The sequence below is a fragment of the Burkholderia sp. AW33-5 genome, from assembly GCF_053427615.1.
This window is the reverse complement of the sequence record NZ_JBSAXA010000007.1, coordinates 200,826-216,536: the sequence shown is the minus strand read 5'-3', so window position 1 is coordinate 216,536 and position 15,711 is coordinate 200,826. Positions and strand designations below refer to the sequence as shown.

Annotated in this window: 13 protein-coding genes; 8 read left to right on the top strand and 5 right to left on the bottom strand. The window is 69.3% G+C overall.

Features of this window, described 5'->3' with window-relative positions; translation table 11 throughout:
- Positions 1-194 precede the first annotated feature (194 nt).
- From ACV22V_RS14975 to ACV22V_RS14955, 5 genes are all read left to right on the top strand, one after another.
- Positions 195-1,169: an ornithine cyclodeaminase family protein gene (locus tag ACV22V_RS14975; RefSeq protein WP_059690721.1), complete on the top strand. Its 975-nt coding sequence runs from the start codon at positions 195-197 to the stop codon at positions 1,167-1,169.
- Complete coding sequence (locus ACV22V_RS14970) at positions 1,166-1,960, top strand: helix-turn-helix transcriptional regulator (protein ID WP_448014387.1); 795 nt, start codon at positions 1,166-1,168, stop codon at positions 1,958-1,960. Before ACV22V_RS14975 ends, ACV22V_RS14970 begins: the two co-directional genes overlap by 4 nt.
- Positions 1,961-2,143: 183 nt before the next feature.
- A complete protein-coding gene (locus tag ACV22V_RS14965) occupies positions 2,144-2,878 on the top strand; it encodes a DsbA family oxidoreductase (RefSeq protein ID WP_059530439.1) in 735 nt (244 codons plus the stop codon).
- Positions 2,879-3,005: 127 nt separating this feature from the next.
- A complete protein-coding gene (locus ACV22V_RS14960; RefSeq protein ID WP_448014385.1) occupies positions 3,006-4,445 on the top strand; it encodes a DHA2 family efflux MFS transporter permease subunit in 1,440 nt (479 codons plus the stop codon).
- 281 nt (positions 4,446-4,726) lie between these two features.
- Entirely contained in the window at positions 4,727-5,515 is a 789-nt protein-coding gene (locus ACV22V_RS14955) for a sulfite exporter TauE/SafE family protein (protein ID WP_448014383.1), read from the top strand.
- A gap of 156 nt (positions 5,516-5,671) precedes the next feature.
- Here ACV22V_RS14955 and ACV22V_RS14950 read toward each other — a convergent pair whose 3' ends face one another.
- The 3 genes from ACV22V_RS14950 to ACV22V_RS14940 all read right to left on the bottom strand — a co-directional run bounded on the left by ACV22V_RS14950 (position 5,672) and on the right by ACV22V_RS14940 (position 10,811).
- Positions 5,672-7,507, bottom strand: a complete 1,836-nt coding sequence (locus ACV22V_RS14950) for a S10 family peptidase (RefSeq protein WP_448014381.1) — start codon at positions 7,505-7,507, stop codon at positions 5,672-5,674.
- A gap of 612 nt (positions 7,508-8,119) precedes the next feature.
- Positions 8,120-10,210: a D-(-)-3-hydroxybutyrate oligomer hydrolase gene (locus ACV22V_RS14945; RefSeq protein ID WP_448014380.1), complete on the bottom strand. Its 2,091-nt coding sequence runs from the start codon at positions 10,208-10,210 to the stop codon at positions 8,120-8,122.
- 235 nt (positions 10,211-10,445) lie between these two features.
- Positions 10,446-10,811 (bottom strand): BON domain-containing protein, encoded by a 366-nt coding sequence (locus ACV22V_RS14940; RefSeq protein ID WP_059530451.1) that lies wholly within the window; start codon positions 10,809-10,811, stop codon positions 10,446-10,448.
- A 452-nt stretch (positions 10,812-11,263) separates the two neighbouring features.
- On the opposite strand from ACV22V_RS14940, the gene ACV22V_RS14935 reads away from it, so the two are divergent.
- From ACV22V_RS14935 to ACV22V_RS14925, 3 genes are all read left to right on the top strand, one after another.
- Positions 11,264-12,718 (top strand): TAXI family TRAP transporter solute-binding subunit, encoded by a 1,455-nt coding sequence (locus ACV22V_RS14935; protein ID WP_448014378.1) that lies wholly within the window; start codon positions 11,264-11,266, stop codon positions 12,716-12,718.
- Positions 12,719-12,825: 107 nt separating this feature from the next.
- A complete protein-coding gene (locus ACV22V_RS14930) occupies positions 12,826-13,464 on the top strand; it encodes a 2-hydroxychromene-2-carboxylate isomerase (RefSeq protein WP_175907616.1) in 639 nt (212 codons plus the stop codon).
- 69 nt (positions 13,465-13,533) lie between these two features.
- A complete protein-coding gene (locus ACV22V_RS14925; protein WP_059530460.1) occupies positions 13,534-14,481 on the top strand; it encodes a LysR family transcriptional regulator in 948 nt (315 codons plus the stop codon).
- Positions 14,482-14,524: 43 nt separating this feature from the next.
- Here the strand turns inward: ACV22V_RS14925 and ACV22V_RS14920 are convergent, their stop codons facing one another.
- Positions 14,525-14,926, bottom strand: a complete 402-nt coding sequence (locus ACV22V_RS14920) for a polyketide cyclase (protein WP_448014376.1) — start codon at positions 14,924-14,926, stop codon at positions 14,525-14,527.
- 107 nt (positions 14,927-15,033) lie between these two features.
- Entirely contained in the window at positions 15,034-15,711 is a 678-nt protein-coding gene (xdhC, locus tag ACV22V_RS14915) for a xanthine dehydrogenase accessory protein XdhC (RefSeq protein WP_448014374.1), read from the bottom strand.

Here is a 15,711-nt window from a genome sequence, read left to right as displayed (position 1 = left end):
CCTTGAGATGCAGTCGACATTGCTCATCACCGTTGATTTATCTATGTTTTTTCCGATGAAATCGAATCCCCTCGTTCCTCAAAAGAAAAATCCACCCAATTTACTTTGTCTATATTAGACTTTTAGTCCACTACGAACACCGCCGGACGCGCTATGTCGAGACTGTCCTGTCCGGCCCCGACCGGAGAAGTCCCATGACGCAACCCGCCCCGACCCTGCCGCTGACCGTCGACGAAGCCGCGGTGCGCGCGGCGCTGCCGTCGCTCGACGTGCTCGGCACGCTGCGCCGTATGTTCGCGTCGCTCGCGTCGGCCCGCGCGGTGCAGCCGCCGCAGACGCTCACGCTGTTCCCGGAGCAGGCCGGCGATTTCATCACGTATCTCGGCGCGCTCGCCGACGAGCAGGTGTTCGGCGCGAAGCTGTCGCCGTACGTCGCGACCGGCGGCAAACCCGACGGGAGACCGATCGTCACCGCATGGACCGCGCTGATGTCGATGCGCACCGGCCAACCGCTGATGTGGTGCGACGCGGGGCTGCTGACGGTCGAGCGCACGGCCGGCACGACGGCGCTCGCGGTCGACTGCCTCGCGCCGCGCGACGCGCGCCGGCTCGCCGTGATCGGCACGGGCGCGGTCGGCCTCGCGCATCTGCGCCACACCGCGGCGTTGCGCGACTGGGCATCGATCAGCGTTCATTCGCCCGCGCTCGCCGGCGACCCGGCGCTGCAGGCGACGCTCGCGCGGATCGATCCGCGGGCCCGTGCGGCCGCCAGCGTCGAGGCGTGCGTGCGCGACGCGGACGTCGTGATGCTGTGCACGTCGTCGGGCACGCCGGTGCTCGCCGACGGCATGCTCACGCGCCCCGCGCTCGTCACGTCGATCAGCACCAACGTCGCGCGCGCGCATGAAATCCCGCCCGCGTGGCTGCCCGACATGGACGTGTATTGCGACTACCGGCACACGACGCCCGCGAGCGCGGGCGAGATGCAGATCGCGGCGGCCGGGCACGGCTGGACGCCCGAGCGGATCGTCGGCGACCTGCCCGCGCTCGTCGCCGGCACCTGCGCGGCGCCGTCGCGCACGCGTCATGCATTCTTCCGCTCGATCGGCCTCGGGCTCGAGGACATCGCGATCGCCCATGCGCTGTACACGCATCTGACGCGCGCATGAGCGGCGCGCGCACGCGGGGCCGATACAATGGCGCAACCGCCGCGGCGGCAGCGCGCGGGCGCACGGAGCAGCCGGTCGACGGCACGCCGGCGCGCCGCGCCGACATACCGCCCGGCCCCCGCTCACCCGAGATGGCGATTCCGATGCGCAAGAAGCAATCCCCCGTCAAAGACCTGCTGCTCACCCGCTATGCACCGATCGCCGACGGCATCGCGGCGCTGTTCTTCCCGTATGCGGAAGTCGTGATCCACGACCTGCACGACCAGACCGTGCTGTATCTCGCGAACAACCTGTCGAAGCGCGAGGTCGGCGACGACTCCGCACTCGAGGAAATCGATCATTCGGCGCGCGAGCGCGTGATCGGTCCGTACGAAAAGCTGAACTGGGACGGCCGGCGGATGCGTTGCGTGAGCAACGTGCTGTTCGACGACGAAGGCCGCCCGGCCGGGATGATGTGCATCAACTTCAACATCGCGGTGTTCGACGACGTCCGCGCGACGCTCGACGTCTTCATCAAGGGCGCGGGCATCGTCGCGCAACCGGACGAGCTGTTCCGCGACGACTGGCAGGAACGCATCAACACGTTCCTGCACGGCTGGCTGCGCGAGCGGCAGGTCGGCTTGAACGGGCTCACGCGCGAGCACCGGCGCGAGCTCGTCGAGGCGCTGTACGCGGAAGGCGCGTTCCGCGGCAAGAGCGCCGCAAACTACGTCGCGAACGTGCTCGGGATGGGGCGCGCGACCGTCTACAAGCACCTGAAGCATCTGAAGGAAACGCAGGGCGACGTGTAAGCGATGCGCGCAGCGGGCGGCGCCCCGACTGGGATCGACAATCGCTACCGGTACACCCGGTCCGTGACTATGCTTCGTGAAGCATCCGGGCCGCCCCGTTCGGCCCGGGCGAGACCCCGACGAAGCATCGAAGCATAAAGTGATATAGTCCCGGTTACATTTATTTGCCGCCCCGGACCACTCATGACGACCACCCCTGCCCCGACTGCCCGCCCGATCCTGACCGTCGAAATCTGGTCCGACCTGATCTGCCCATGGTGCTGGATCGGCAAGCGCCGCTTCGACGAGGCGCTCGCCGCGTTCGCGCACGCCGAGCACGTCGACGTCGCGCTGCGCGCGTACCGGCTGATGCCGGGCCAGCCGGTCGAACCGGTCGAGGCGATGCTCGCGGGCAAGTACCGGATGTCGCCCGCGCAGGTCGACCAGATGCTGCGCCAGGTGACCGATGCGGCCGCGAGCGTCGGGCTGAGCTACGACCTGCCCGGCACGTTCGTCGGCGACACGCTCGACGGTCACCGGCTCGTGAAGCTCGCGGAGGCGACCGGCCGTGCGCATGCGCTGACCGAGCGGCTGTACCGCGCGTATTTCTGCGAGCACGGCTCGCTGTTCGACCACGCGTCGCTGATCGACTTCGCGGTCGAAGCGGGGCTCGAGCGCTCGGCCGTCGAAGCCGTGCTGCGCAGCGACGCGTACCGTGACGAAGTCGAGGCCGACATCGCGCGCGCGGCGCAGATCGGCGGGCGCGGCGTGCCGCTGTTCGTGTTCGGCGGCCGCTACGCGGTATCGGGCGCCCAGCCGGCCGACGTGTTCGCGCAGGCGCTCGAGCAGGCGTGGCGCGACGGCGCCATCGTCGAATTCGCCGGCGACGACGCCGCCGCGTGCGGCCCCGACGGCTGCGAACTGCCGCCACGCGGATAACATCCGGCGCCGCGCGACGCGCGCCGCCGCTACGCGTCGCTCCTGCCATAAACCGGCAGGAAGCGCGCGCGAATGACGTCTACAATGCAGCCTTTCAAATAACTATCAGAGAGAAGGCGGCCAGCCCATGACCCACGGGATCCACGGCGAGAAGCGCTGGTACGCGCTGATCGTCCTCTGCCTCGGCGTGCTGATGATCGTGCTCGACAGCACGATCGTGAACGTTGCGCTGCCGTCGATCAGCACCGACCTCCATTTCACCGAGACGGCCCTCGTGTGGGTCGTCAACGCGTACCTGTTGACGTTCGGCGGCTGCCTGCTGCTCGGCGGCCGCCTCGGCGACCTGTACGGCCAGCGGCGCATGTTCCTCGCCGGCCTCGTCGTGTTCACGCTCGCATCGCTCGCCTGCGGCCTCGCGCAATCGCAGGCGATGCTGATCGCCGCGCGCGCGGTGCAGGGTTTCGGCGGCGCGATCGTGTCGGCCGTGTCGCTGTCGCTGATCATGAATCTCTTCACCGAACCGGGCGAACGGGCGCGCGCGATGGGCGTCTACGGCTTCGTCTGCGCGGGCGGCGGCAGCATCGGCGTGCTGCTCGGCGGGCTCTTGACGAGCACGCTGTCGTGGCACTGGATCTTCCTCGTCAACCTGCCGATCGGCATCGCGGTCTATGCGATGTGCGTCGCGCTGCTGCCGCGCATGCGCGCGCCGGCCGGCGCCGCGCGGCTCGACGTCGCGGGTGCGATCACCGTGACCGCGTCGCTGATGCTCGCCGTCTACGGGATCGTCGGCGGCAACGAGGCCGGCTGGCTGTCGACGCAGACCGTCGCGCTGATCGGCGCGGCCGTCGTGCTGCTCGCGCTGTTCATCGCGATCGAGGCGCGCGTCGCGCATCCGCTGATGCCGCTCACGCTGTTCGCCGCGCGCAACGTCGCGCTCGCGAACGTGATCGGCGTGCTGTGGGCGGCGGCCATGTTCGCGTGGTTCTTCCTGTCCGCGCTCTACATGCAGCGCGTGCTCGGCTACGGGCCGCTGCAGGTCGGGCTCGCGTTCCTGCCGGCGAACCTGATCATGGCCGCGTTCTCGCTCGGGCTGTCGGCGCGGATCGTGATGCGCTTCGGCATCCGCGGCCCGATCGCGGCCGGCCTGCTGATCGCGGCGTGCGGCCTTGCGCTGTTCTCCCGCGCGCCGGCGGACGGCAGCTTCCTCTGGCACGTGCTGCCGGGCATGACGCTGCTCGGCATCGGCGCCGGCGTCGCGTTCAATCCGGTGCTGCTCGCCGCGATGAGCGACGTCGATCCGGCCGATTCGGGGCTCGCGTCGGGCATCGTCAACACCGCGTTCATGATGGGCGGCGCACTCGGCCTCGCCGTGCTCGCGAGCCTCGCGGCCGCGCGCACCGATGCGCTCGCGGCGGCGCACGCCACGCCGCTCGACGCGCTGAACGGCGGCTACCACGCCGCGTTCGCGGTCGGCGCGGCTTGTGCGGCCGCGGCCGGGCTGCTCGGCCTCGCGCTGCGCATCCGCCGCCAGGACGCCGTTGCCGGCGTCGGTCCCGCGATGCATTGACGGGCCGTCCGCGCCTGAACCGGGGGCGCGCGTCGCCCCCGTCATGCCCGATGGCAAACCATCGGCGAAACACGCGCCGACGCCGGCGCATGGCCGCGTCAGGCCCGGCCCCCATTCAAACGACCGTTTCACCGGCCACCCACGGCCCGTCCAGCGGGCCTTCCGCGCCGATTTTTAACGTAGTCGTACACCGACGCGCCACTTTTGCGACAATGGCGGACTTTGATGCGCGCGCCGCGGCCGCGCGCCGCCGCCGAACGCCGCATAACCGCCTGCTTCCGATGTCGCTTCCCCATATCGATCTGCTGTACTCCCTGTCCGGCCTGTTCGTCGGCATTCTCGTCGGCCTGACGGGCGTCGGCGGCGGTTCGCTGATGACGCCGATCCTCGTGCTGCTGTTCGGCGTCCACCCCGCGACGGCTGTCGGCACCGACCTGCTGTACGCGGCCGCGACCAAGGCCACCGGCACGCTCGTCCACGGGCTGAAGGGGTCGATCGACTGGCGCATCACCGGCCGGCTCGCGGCCGGCAGCGTCCCGGCCGCGGCCGTCACGCTGTGGGTGCTGCACACGCACGGGATGAATTCGCCCGGCACCGCGCGGCTGATCCAGCTGGTGCTCGGCGTCGCGCTGCTGCTCACGTCGCTCGCGCTGATCTTCCGTCCGCAATTGACCGCGCTCGCCGCGCGCAACCCGCTCGCGCCGAGCCCCATGCGCACGCTGGGGTCGACCGTGCTGACGGGCGCCGTGCTCGGCGCGCTCGTGTCGATGACCTCGGTCGGCGCCGGCGCGATCGGCGTCACCGTGCTGTTGCTGCTGTACCCGATGCTCGCGACCACGCGCATCGTCGGCTCCGACATCGCGCACGCGGTGCCGCTCACGCTCGTCGCGGGCATGGGCCACTGGCTGCTCGGCTCGGTCGACTGGTCGATGCTGCTGTCGCTGCTGCTCGGCTCGCTGCCCGGCATCGTGCTCGGCAGCCTGCTGTCGGCGCGCGCGCCCGAACGGCTGCTGCGCAACCTGCTCGCCGCGACGCTCGTCGCGGTCGGCGTGCGGCTCGTGCTCGCGTAGGTCGCGCCGCCGGGCGCCGCCTCGGCCGCCGGCACCGCCATCCTCCGAAAAAAACAGCCCGACCGGCCTGCGCCGATCGGGCTGTCGTCCATCCGGGGCCCCGCGAACCCGCACCGCCCGGCGCAAGGCCGGACCATGCGGGCCGCAACGCGATGCTTACTGCCCCTGCTGCTTCAACTGTTGCTGCTTGAGCTGCTGCGTGCGCGCCTGCAGCTTCAGCACGCGCTGCAGCGCGGTACGGTTCGCGAGGATCCCGTCGTAGAAGTTGGCGAGGTCGCCCTTCAGCGCGGTCCGCGACGCGTCGTTCAGGTAGATCATGTGGCCCGACGGGTAGTTCTTGATCGTCAGGTTCTGCGCCTTGAGCGTCGGATCGAGCGCCATCTGCGCGAGCGTCAGCTCGGTCTGGTGGAACGGCGTGACCGCATCGAAATACCCGTTCGCCGACAGCACCTTCAGTTCCGGGTTCACGCTCATCGTCGCCGCCAGGTCGCCGGCCGTGTACAGCGTATTGCCGCCGCCCTTGTTCGCGCCGGTCGGGTCGGTGTGGCTGAAGTCCCAGTTGTTGAAGACCTGGTCGTTCAGGTCCACGAACGACGACGTCGACGTGTACTTGAGGTCGGTGTTGATGTAGCTGTTCCACAGCACCGTGTACGCGCCGCCGACGTTCGTGATCGACGGATCGTTGCTGCCCGAGTTCGGCAGGATGTACGGCGCGATGCCCTTGCCCGTGAAGTTCGCGCGACCGTCGTACTGGCCGATCTGCGTGCCCGGCACGAGCGTCAGGAAGAACGTGTACGGCGGGTTGTCGTCCGACGACGGCACGTTGCCGAGCGCGGCCGGGTTGCCGAACGTCTGGATCAGCGACGTCGGATCCGTGCCGATGTACGAGCCCATCTGCTGCGCGGTCTGCAGGTTCAGGTTCAGCCGCACGTTCACGAAGCCGCCGTCCTGCGGGTTCGGCTTCTGCGCGAGCGGCGCGAGCGTGTTGTCCGCGTAGTTGCGGGCCTGCACCATGTACGCGTCGAGATCGGTCGGCGTCGGGTTGAGCGTCGTCTTCTTCCAGTAGAACGCGTCGGCCGCGAGCGTCGGGAAGGTGCCCGGCGCGGACAGCGCGTTCGCATAGTCGAGAATCGACGATTGCAGCGTGATCCCGTTCAGGTCGATGCCGTCCTCGTGCAGCACCCACGACACGACCGCGCTACGCGCCGTGCCGTACGACTCGCCATACAGGAACTTCGGCGAGTTCCAGCGCGAGTATTTGGTCAGGTAGCGCTGGATGAAGCGATCGATCGAATGCGCGTCCTGGTCGGTGCCCCAGAAGTCCTTGTTCTTCGCCGGGGCGATCGCCGCCGAGTAGCCGGTGCCGACCGGATTGATGAACACGAGGTCGGTGCGGTCGAGCAGGCTGTCCGGGTTGTCGAGCAGCTTGTACGGGGCCGGCGGCGTGAAGTTCGGGAACGACGACTGCAGGCGCTTCGGCCCGTACGAGCCGAGCAGCAGGTAGACCGACGACGACCCGGGGCCGCCGTTGTAGAAGAACGTGACCGGGCGCGGCTTCGACGGGTCCGGGTTGTCCTGCGTGTACGCGACGTAGAACATCTTCGCGTTCGGCGCCGACGTGATCGGATCGATGGTGGTCAGGTGGCCCGTGGTGGCCGTGTACTGGACGGTCTTGCCGCCGATCGTGACCTGGCGGTGCACGACCGCGGCCCCTTCGGTCGAATCCGTGACCGCGTCGTTCGGCCCGGTGCCGTACACGTCGTTGTCGACGTACGGCTGGTCGGCCGGAACGGCGGCCGTGGCATTGGTGGTGGCCGCCGTGCTGCCGTTCGACGTCGTCGCGGCCGCCGCGGTGGCGGCGGTCGGGCCGGACCCGTCGTCGCCGCCGCACCCCGTGACGAGCAGCGCCGCCGCCGCGGCTGCGGCGAGCGGCAGGCGCAGTGTCGTTCCAAATAGCGCGAAACCGTCTTTCAAGGACTTCAGTGTCGTCATTATTGCCTCTCGAACAGAACGATAAATACCGCCGATCGCAAAGGATCATTTGCGCCGGCGCTCCGCACCGGGAGCGCATTCGTTTTGCGATGCACTCCGAGTTTTTTACCGGATCGGCGAATACCGATCGGCACGATTTACCCCACCCATATTCTGCGATCGCGCAATGGAATCAATTCCATTGCAAACGACGATTCAATAATGCGCGGCAATGCGAATTCAGTCCCACTATCTGCACGCGCGAGAAACAGCAAGCAAAAGCATTCCCCGCAAAGCCCGCCAGACAAGGCGCCTTCGCTTCCAACAGACGAACAATCCCCCTCGGCGAAATGCCGATCAATCACCAAACGGCGACCAATCGCAGTTCGCGCCGATTTAATAAAATCGAAAGGATCGATTAACTATACGGAAAGGAATATTGTCTTTACGGGAATTTATTAAATTAAGTGAAAATATCGGCGCATAATAGATTCCGGGTTTTCCGCCGTAAAGTAATAATTTGTTACAGCGCGTGCCATTCCGGTAAAGGCCAATGCGGGACGGATTCCAGGCGCCGAAAAGAAAAAAGCCGGACAACTGTCCGGCTTCCGTATCGCGGCGCGGCGGGCGCCGTCAGAGCGGCACGTCGATCGCGCCGGCAGCGGTCGTGATCGTGTTCGCGCCGGGGGACGCCGAGATCGGCGGCAGGTTCGCGCTCGTCAACGCCGGCGCGGCGCCCGGCGTGCCGCCGCGCGGCACCGTGCGGATCACCTGCGACGGCGGCAGCACGGCACCGCTCTTCAGGTGCCGCCACATCAGGTTCAGCGCCTGAAGGTTGTAGTAGTGGACCGGCACGAAGCGCGTGTCGAAGCCCGCGACGGGCAGGAACGCATCGAAGTGCTGGCCGTTCGCCACCTCGTAGAACACGAGCTGGCTGCGGCCGCCTTCGCTGATGCCGTTCTGCGCGACGTATGCGCGCGACGCGTGATTCACGGGCACGAGCGCGTCGCTGCGGCCCTGCACGATGATCGCGGGCTTGCCCTGCAGGTTCGCGTTCACGCGCACCGCGTCCACGTTCGCCGGCATGTCGAGCATTCCGTTGGTCCACAGCTGCCGCAGGCACAGCGCGCCCGCGAAACTCGCATCGGGCGTCGCGAGCCGGTGGTCGACACCCGCGCCGGTATTGAACACAAGACTGACGCCGGCGGTCGGCGGGACGCCGTTGCCGAGGCCGAACACGGCCGGCATCGGCGACGTGGCGGGCGGCGCGACCGTGCCCGTCGCCGCGCTGGTGGTCGCGAAGCTGAAATTGCACAGATTGTCGGTCACGCGCGAGCGCGTATACGCGTTCGCATAGGTGACCGCGATCGCCGGGATCGCCTGCGAATCCCACATCGGCGCCTGCAGCAGGTCGGAATCGGCGAGATAGCCGGCCGCATGCAGTTGCGCGAGCGCGTCGGCGGCCTGGCTTTGCGTATCGGCGCCCGACACGAGCCCCGCCGCGGCGAGCGTCGCGCAGCGCTGCGTGCGGATCGACTGCGTGGTGGCGGCCGGCAGCGCGCTCAGGTACGGCGCGCCCGCGAGCGACGCCGATGCGGCCGCGCACGGCTCCAGCAGGTTCGCGAGCGTCGCGTAGTCGGCCAGCGGCCGGCCGAACGACGGCACCGGCTGGCCGCCCTCGCGCACGACCGCGTTCGGCGCCATCCGCACGTTGACCTGCGGCTCGCCGACCACGACCGCGGTGATCCAGCGACGCGTGTCCTGCTCGGCCGCCGCGAGCGCCGCGCCACCGCCGTTGCTGACGGACGCGGCGATCGTCGTGATGTCGCCCGGGCGGTACCGCACGCCGTGATGCGAGCCGTCGAGCAGCGGCCCGAACTGCTCGTTGAGCGCCCAGTATGCGAATTCGACCGACTGCAGCGTCACATGCCCCCAGTCCTGCTCGGGGTTCTGCTGCGAATGGGCGTGCTTGAACGCGTAGCGGTTCGGGAAGCGGCTGTTGAACGCGGCCAGGTCGCCGCTCGTCACGTTGGCGGTAAAGAGACTGGCGTTGCCGGCGAGCACGGCGTCGGCGAGTGTGCCGTCGATCAGCGTGATCGTGTCGGTGCCGAGTTCGTGCGCGCCGTTGCCGCCGCCCTTGTCGTTGTATGCGACCGCGCAGCCGCGTTTGAGGCCCCACTCGCCGGCCGCCGAAATCGCGCCGTACACGCCGCGCGACCCGGACGACGTCGCGGTGACGATGCATGGCTGAGCGGGATCGAAGCTCGCGGGCACCTGCACGAGCAGCGTCACGTTCTTGCGGCCGCTGCCGTCGTCGGAATACGCGAGATATTCGGTGCCGGGGATCTTGCCCTCGCCGAGCGTGTCGTTGCCGTCGAGGTCGACGTTCGGCCCCCAGAAACGGCCGTAGCCGCCATTGGCGCTCATGTCGACGAGCGCGCGGTAGTTCGACCAGATCGCGACCCGGCGCAGCTCGGCGCTCGTCGGCCGGGACGGATTCGCGAACGCGGGCGCGGTGGCCGTGGCGAGCCCGGTCTTGCCGAGGCCGGCCGTCAGCAGATCGTCGCTCGAGCCGTCGTAGGCGGTCGTGCGCACGCTGCCGGACACGAAACCGGGCAGCCGGTTGCGCTCGCCCGATTCGTCGCCGTTGCAGGCACCGAGCATCGCGACCGCGACCAGCGCCGCGCCCAAGAGAATCCGACTGCCCCACCCGTGCGTCGTCATTGCCGACCTCTCGATATCGTTATCGGTCCGCCGCTGCGTCGTGCGCGGCTCACGGCCTCAGAAGAAACGCCGGGCCGTCCAGCGCTTTCCGTCCCGAAGGAAGACCCTTGGAGATATCCGTTCGGGGGCCTGGCGCAAAGCGGCAGGCCCGAGGCATTCTAAAGCGCAAACGGGCCCCGGTACATCGGGGCCCGCCGCAAGCGGGCGCGCGGCGCTGGCGCGCCGCCGCCCGGCATCATTGCTGCTGGACCGTCAGCTTGTTCGTGACCGACGTCACGCCCTTCACGCTCTTCGCTGCCTCTTCCGCCTTGTCGATCTGTGCCTGGTCGGGCACCGTGCCCTCCAGCAAGATCGCGCCGCCCTTCGAGCGCACGACGAGGTTCGCCACGTCGATGCCGCCAGCCTTCGTAATTGCCTTGCGCACCGCGTAGCCGAGCTGGCGGTTCGCCTTCTTCGCGGTCTTGGCCGCGGCCTTCGGCGAGCTCGCTGCCGCAGCCGGCGCCTCGGTTGCCGCCGCGTCGCTCGACTGCGCATATACGCTGCCCGACAGACAGGCCGCCACGGCCGCAACACCCAACGCTCTCAACACGATCGACTTCATGCTATCTCCTTATGACTTCGGAACGGCCGTGCACAGTACGGCCGGATACCCCCAAAGGCGGCCGGCCCGCGCGCGAACGGGCGGGATGGCCGATGATTTCCACGGCGATGCGAGAGAGGCGACACGGGCCGGCGACCGGCGCACGCGAATGCGGGCCGGTCGGGCCGGACAGCCGCCGGCCGGACGCGCCCGGTCTATTGCGTGCCGGGTCGCGCGCGAATCGGTCGCGGCTGCGACGCACAATGTAATCCAGCGCCCGCCGAAGCGCAAAGCTTTTGACGCGCGTGCGCCCGGCGGCGGCGGGCTCGCGCGCCCGCGTCCCGCGCCGCGCCACGGCGCCGAACTCGCGCATGCCGGGCGAAACCGGGTACCATCGCCGCCAGAACCTGCATCGCGTACATCGTCCGTGACGCCCGTCATCGACGCGTCACGCCCGTGTCATCCGCCACGTCATGAAGCCAGCCCGCCCTCGCCCGCCCCGCCGCATCCTCGCCCGCTTCGTCGCGGTGTCGTGGCGCGACCTCGCGCTGTCGATCGGCCCCACCGTGCTGCTCGCGGTCGCGGCGGTCTGGCTCGCGGTCAAGCTGATCCAGCCGGCGCCGCCGTCCACGCTCGTGATTTCGTCCGGCCCGCCGGGCAGCACCTACTGGAACGCCGCGCAGAAATACAAGACGATCCTCGCGAAGAACGGCGTCACGCTCGACGTCCAGTCATCCGAAGGATCCGCGCAGAACCTCGCGCGGCTGTCGAACCCGGACGCGCCGGTCGACGTCGGCTTCGTGCAGAGCGGCATCGGCCCGAAGGAGCGCGACGAGCACCTGGTATCGCTCGGCAGCATCGGCTACGTGCCGCTCGCGATCATGTACCGCGGCCCGGTGGTCGCGCGCCTGTCCGACTTCAAGGGCAAGCGGCTCGCGCTCGGCGCGGACGGCAGCGGCGCGCGCGAATTGAGCCTGGCGCTGCTGAAGATGAACGGCATCGTGCCGGGCGGCTCGACCGAGCTGCTGCCGACGGCCGGCGAGGACGCCGCGACCGCGCTGCTCGACGGCACGATCGACGCCGCCTTCCTGTCCGGCGACTCGACGCAGATCCCGGTGATGGCGAAGCTGTTCCGCGCGCCCGGCGTGCACGTGTACTCGTTCACGCAGGCCGAGGCGTACGCGCGGCGCTTTCCGTACCTGACCGCGATCACGCTGCCGATGGGCGTCTACGATCTCGGCCGCAACCTGCCGCCCGCCGACATCCACACGGTCGCGCCGACGATCGAGCTGGTCGCGCGCGATTCGCTGCACCCCGCGTTGTCCGACCTGCTGATCGAGGCCGCGCGCGAAGTACACGGCCACGCGACGATCCTGCAGCACGCGGGCGAATTCCCGTCGGCCGTCACGCGTGGCTTCCCGCTGTCCGATGACGCGGCGCGCTATTACAAGTCGGGCAAGACCTTCCTGTACCGGCGGCTGCCGTTCTGGGTCGCGAGTCTCGTCGACCGGCTGCTGGTCGTCGTGGTGCCGCTGATCGTCGTGCTGATCCCCGGGCTGCGGCTGGTGCCGTCGCTGTACGGCTGGCGCGTGCGTTCACGCATCTACCGCTGGTACGGCGCGCTGATCGCGCTCGAGCGCCGCGCGCTCGGCGAGCATACGGCCGAGGAGCGCGTCCGTCTGCTCGACGAACTCGACGACATCGAGGAAGCCGTGAACCGGATGAAGATGCCGCTCGCGTATGCGGGGCAGTTCTACGTGCTGCGCGAGCACATCGGCTTCGTGCGCGAGCGCCTCACCGCGCAGGACCACGACGCCGCGTCGGGCACGTCGGGCACACCCGGCGCCGGCGGACCCGCGGCGGCGCGCGGCGGCGCGGTGGCGGCGCCTGCCGGCGAGCCCCCTCGGGCGACTCCCGGTTCCGCATGAGCGGCCGATCCGCGATCATTGCTGCATCCGCGCGGCTGCGTCCGCGCGCCGCCACGTAACATGAAGGCCGCCGCGAGGCGCACACGCCCCACTCTCTGGAGATCGCCATGACAACCGGCCTCGACACCGCCCAGCCTGCCTGGTTCTTCGACTTCGTGTCGCCGTTCTCCTACCTGCTGCTCGAACAGCACGACAAGTGGCCGGACGTGCCGTTCGACCCCGTCGCCGTGTCGCTGCCCGACCTGCAGCGCCACTGGGGACAGCGCCCGAGCGCCGACGTGCCGGCCAAGCGCATGTTCACGTACCGCCATGCGCTGTTTCGCGCCGAACAGCTCGGCATCCGCTTCAAGATGCCGCCCGCGCATCCGTTCGACTCCGACAAGGTGCTGCGCCTCGCGATCGCGCTGCGCGCCGACATCGCGACCGTTCTGGAAATGTTCCGCTTCATCTGGCACGACGGCAACGATCCGTCGACGCCGAACGGGTTCGCCGCGCTGTGCGAGCGCGTCGGCGTCGGGCACGGCGACGAGTTGATCGAATTCGAGGAAACGAGCGCGCAGCTGCGCCGCAACACCGACGACGCGATCGCGCTCGGCGTGTTCGGCGTACCGACGTTCTGGATGAACCAGCAGCTGTTCTGGGGCGAGGACGCGCTGCCGATGGTGCTGTACTGCGCGCGCACGCCGAACTGGCTCGAGTCGCGCGAGGTCAAGCGGATCAGCACGCTGCCGAAGGGGCGCGTGTGATGGCCGGTATCACGCACCGCGACGCGTGGCTGCGGTAAGGTTACGCTTCTGCCGAATCACCGCGCACCGATGGAAGACGACGACCGTACCGCCTCGCTCGATATCTGGCTCGTGCGCGTATTGCGCACGCTGCTGCTCGAGCGCAGCGTCACGCAGGCCGCGCTGCGGCTGAACCAGACCCAGCCCGCGATCAGCACCGCGCTGCGCAAGCTGCGCGAGACGCTGAACGACCCGATTCTCGTGCGCGGCAAATCCGGGATGGTGCCGACCGAGTATGGCGCGTCGCTGCTCGGGGCGGCGTCGCGCGCGCTGCGCGAGGTCGACTTCATCGCGACGCCGCACGGCGACTTCGACCCGTCGTCGGCGCGGCGCACGTTCCGCGTCGCCGCGCCCGACTATCTGAACGATTTCTTCATGCCGACGCTGATCGAACGCTTTCGCGACGCGGCGCCGCATGCGCATCTGGAAATCGACTCGCTGAACCCCGCGCTCGATCACGCGGAGGCGCTCGAATCGGGCGCGCTCGATCTCGTGATCGGCAACTGGCCGAAGCCCGACCCGCAGTTCGCGCGCCAGGACCTGTTCTCCGACACGATCGTGTGCCTGATGCGCGACGCGCATCCGCTCGCGCGCGAGCCGCTCACGCGCGAAGCCTACGCGGCGGCCGCGCACGTCGCGCCGACGCCGTACACCGGCGACAAGCGCAACGCGATCGAGATCGGCCTCGCGCGCGCACGCCTCACGCGGCGGATCGTGACGACGCTGCCGTATTTCGGGATCGTGCCGCAGGTGCTGCTGCAGTCGGACCTGATCTTCACGACGACGCGCCGCTTCGCGACGCACTATGCTCAGTTGCTGCCGCTCGTGGTCGTCACGCCGCCCGTGCCGTTTCCGCGCATCAAGAGCTACCTGCTCACGCACCCGCACCCCGACCGCCCGACCGACATCGCGTGGCTGTGCGCGCTGATGCAGAGCGTGTCCGACGAGCTGACCGCCGCACGCGGCCGCAAGCGCTGACGCCGCGCGGCATTGCCTGCGCGCGACGACGCAGCGCCGGCGCTCAGGCCGTGCAGAAGGTTTCCTGCAGATGGATCCAGCGCACGATGCCTGCCGCGTCGCGCGCGAACACGGCGGTCGCGCGACGCGCGGGCAGTTCGCCCGATGCCGCCTGCTGCGCTTCGACATAGGTGAGCACCGCGTGCGATGCGTCGGCCATCAGCACGCGGATGTCCGACAGCGCGATGCGCAGCCCCGGCTTCGCGCCGCCGAGCGTCGCGAACAGCGCGCGCGTGCCGTCGCGGTCGAGCGCGCGACCGTCGGTCATGATCATCGTGAAATCGGCGGAAAAAGCTGCGATCAGCGCATCGAGCGCCGCGGGTGAAGTATCGGTGCCGGACAGCCAGCGCTCGATGTCGACGAGGCTTGCATCGAGTGCGTCGAGATAGACCTGGGGATCGGACATGGTGCCTGCACGAAATGACGCGCGGCCCGATGCCGCGCGATCCGTGCAGTGTAGGCAAAAACGCGCGGACGTGCGTCGGGCGTGCCGACCCGCGTCGTTACCCGTCCTTACCGCGCGCAGCTCACGCCGTCGCGCACGCGCCCCGCCGCGGCCGCCTTCGTGTCGGCCACCGGCATGCCCGAGCGGGCCTGCAGCAGTTCCGCGCAGACGGCCACCGCGATCGCGCCGGGCGCCTTGTCGACGATGCCCGCGATGCCGATCGGGCACACCATCTCCGCGAGCCGCGCCGGATCGACGCCGCGCGCCGCGAGCCGGCGTTCGAACTTCACGCGCTTGGTGCGCGAACCGATCATCCCGAAGTACGCGAAGTCGCGCCGCCGCATGATCTGCGCGGCGAGCGAGAAATCGAGCGCGTGGTTGTGCGTCATCACGAGGAAATACGCGCCGGGCGGCGCCGCGTCGACGACGGCCTCCGGCGTGTCGGTCGGCTCCGGCTGCACGTTCGGCGGACATTCGTCCGGGAACAGTTCGTCGCGCGTGTCGACCCACTGCACGACGCACGGCAGTGCGCCGAGCAGCGTGACGAGCGCATGACCGACGTGCCCCGCGCCGAACAGCACGATGTGCATCGGCGGCGGCGCGGCATTCGCACGGGGGCGCCGGCCGGTACCCGGCGCGAACGTCCGTATCGGCGACGCCGCGTTGCCGCACGCGCCGTCGCAACCGGCGGCGGGCGCATGCGACGCGGCATGCGGCGGGCGCGGTGAGCCGGCGGGCCGTTTCAT

What these genes read in the sequence shown, in the direction of transcription:
- ACV22V_RS14975 (WP_059690721.1), top strand. Translation starts at nt 195, where the DNA reads ATGACGCAACCCGCCCCGACCCTGCCGCTGACCGTCGACGAAGCCGCG.
- ACV22V_RS14970 (WP_448014387.1), top strand. Translation starts at nt 1,166, where the DNA reads ATGAGCGGCGCGCGCACGCGGGGCCGATACAATGGCGCAACCGCCGCG.
- ACV22V_RS14965 (WP_059530439.1), top strand. Translation starts at nt 2,144, where the DNA reads ATGACGACCACCCCTGCCCCGACTGCCCGCCCGATCCTGACCGTCGAA.
- ACV22V_RS14960 (WP_448014385.1), top strand. Translation starts at nt 3,006, where the DNA reads ATGACCCACGGGATCCACGGCGAGAAGCGCTGGTACGCGCTGATCGTC.
- ACV22V_RS14955 (WP_448014383.1), top strand. Translation starts at nt 4,727, where the DNA reads ATGTCGCTTCCCCATATCGATCTGCTGTACTCCCTGTCCGGCCTGTTC.
- ACV22V_RS14950 (WP_448014381.1), bottom strand. Translation starts at nt 7,507, where the DNA reads ATGACGACACTGAAGTCCTTGAAAGACGGTTTCGCGCTATTTGGAACG.
- ACV22V_RS14945 (WP_448014380.1), bottom strand. Translation starts at nt 10,210, where the DNA reads ATGACGACGCACGGGTGGGGCAGTCGGATTCTCTTGGGCGCGGCGCTG.
- ACV22V_RS14940 (WP_059530451.1), bottom strand. Translation starts at nt 10,811, where the DNA reads ATGAAGTCGATCGTGTTGAGAGCGTTGGGTGTTGCGGCCGTGGCGGCC.
- ACV22V_RS14935 (WP_448014378.1), top strand. Translation starts at nt 11,264, where the DNA reads ATGAAGCCAGCCCGCCCTCGCCCGCCCCGCCGCATCCTCGCCCGCTTC.
- ACV22V_RS14930 (WP_175907616.1), top strand. Translation starts at nt 12,826, where the DNA reads ATGACAACCGGCCTCGACACCGCCCAGCCTGCCTGGTTCTTCGACTTC.
- ACV22V_RS14925 (WP_059530460.1), top strand. Translation starts at nt 13,534, where the DNA reads ATGGAAGACGACGACCGTACCGCCTCGCTCGATATCTGGCTCGTGCGC.
- ACV22V_RS14920 (WP_448014376.1), bottom strand. Translation starts at nt 14,926, where the DNA reads ATGTCCGATCCCCAGGTCTATCTCGACGCACTCGATGCAAGCCTCGTC.
- xdhC (WP_448014374.1), bottom strand. Translation starts at nt 15,711, where the DNA reads ATGAAACGGCCCGCCGGCTCACCGCGCCCGCCGCATGCCGCGTCGCAT.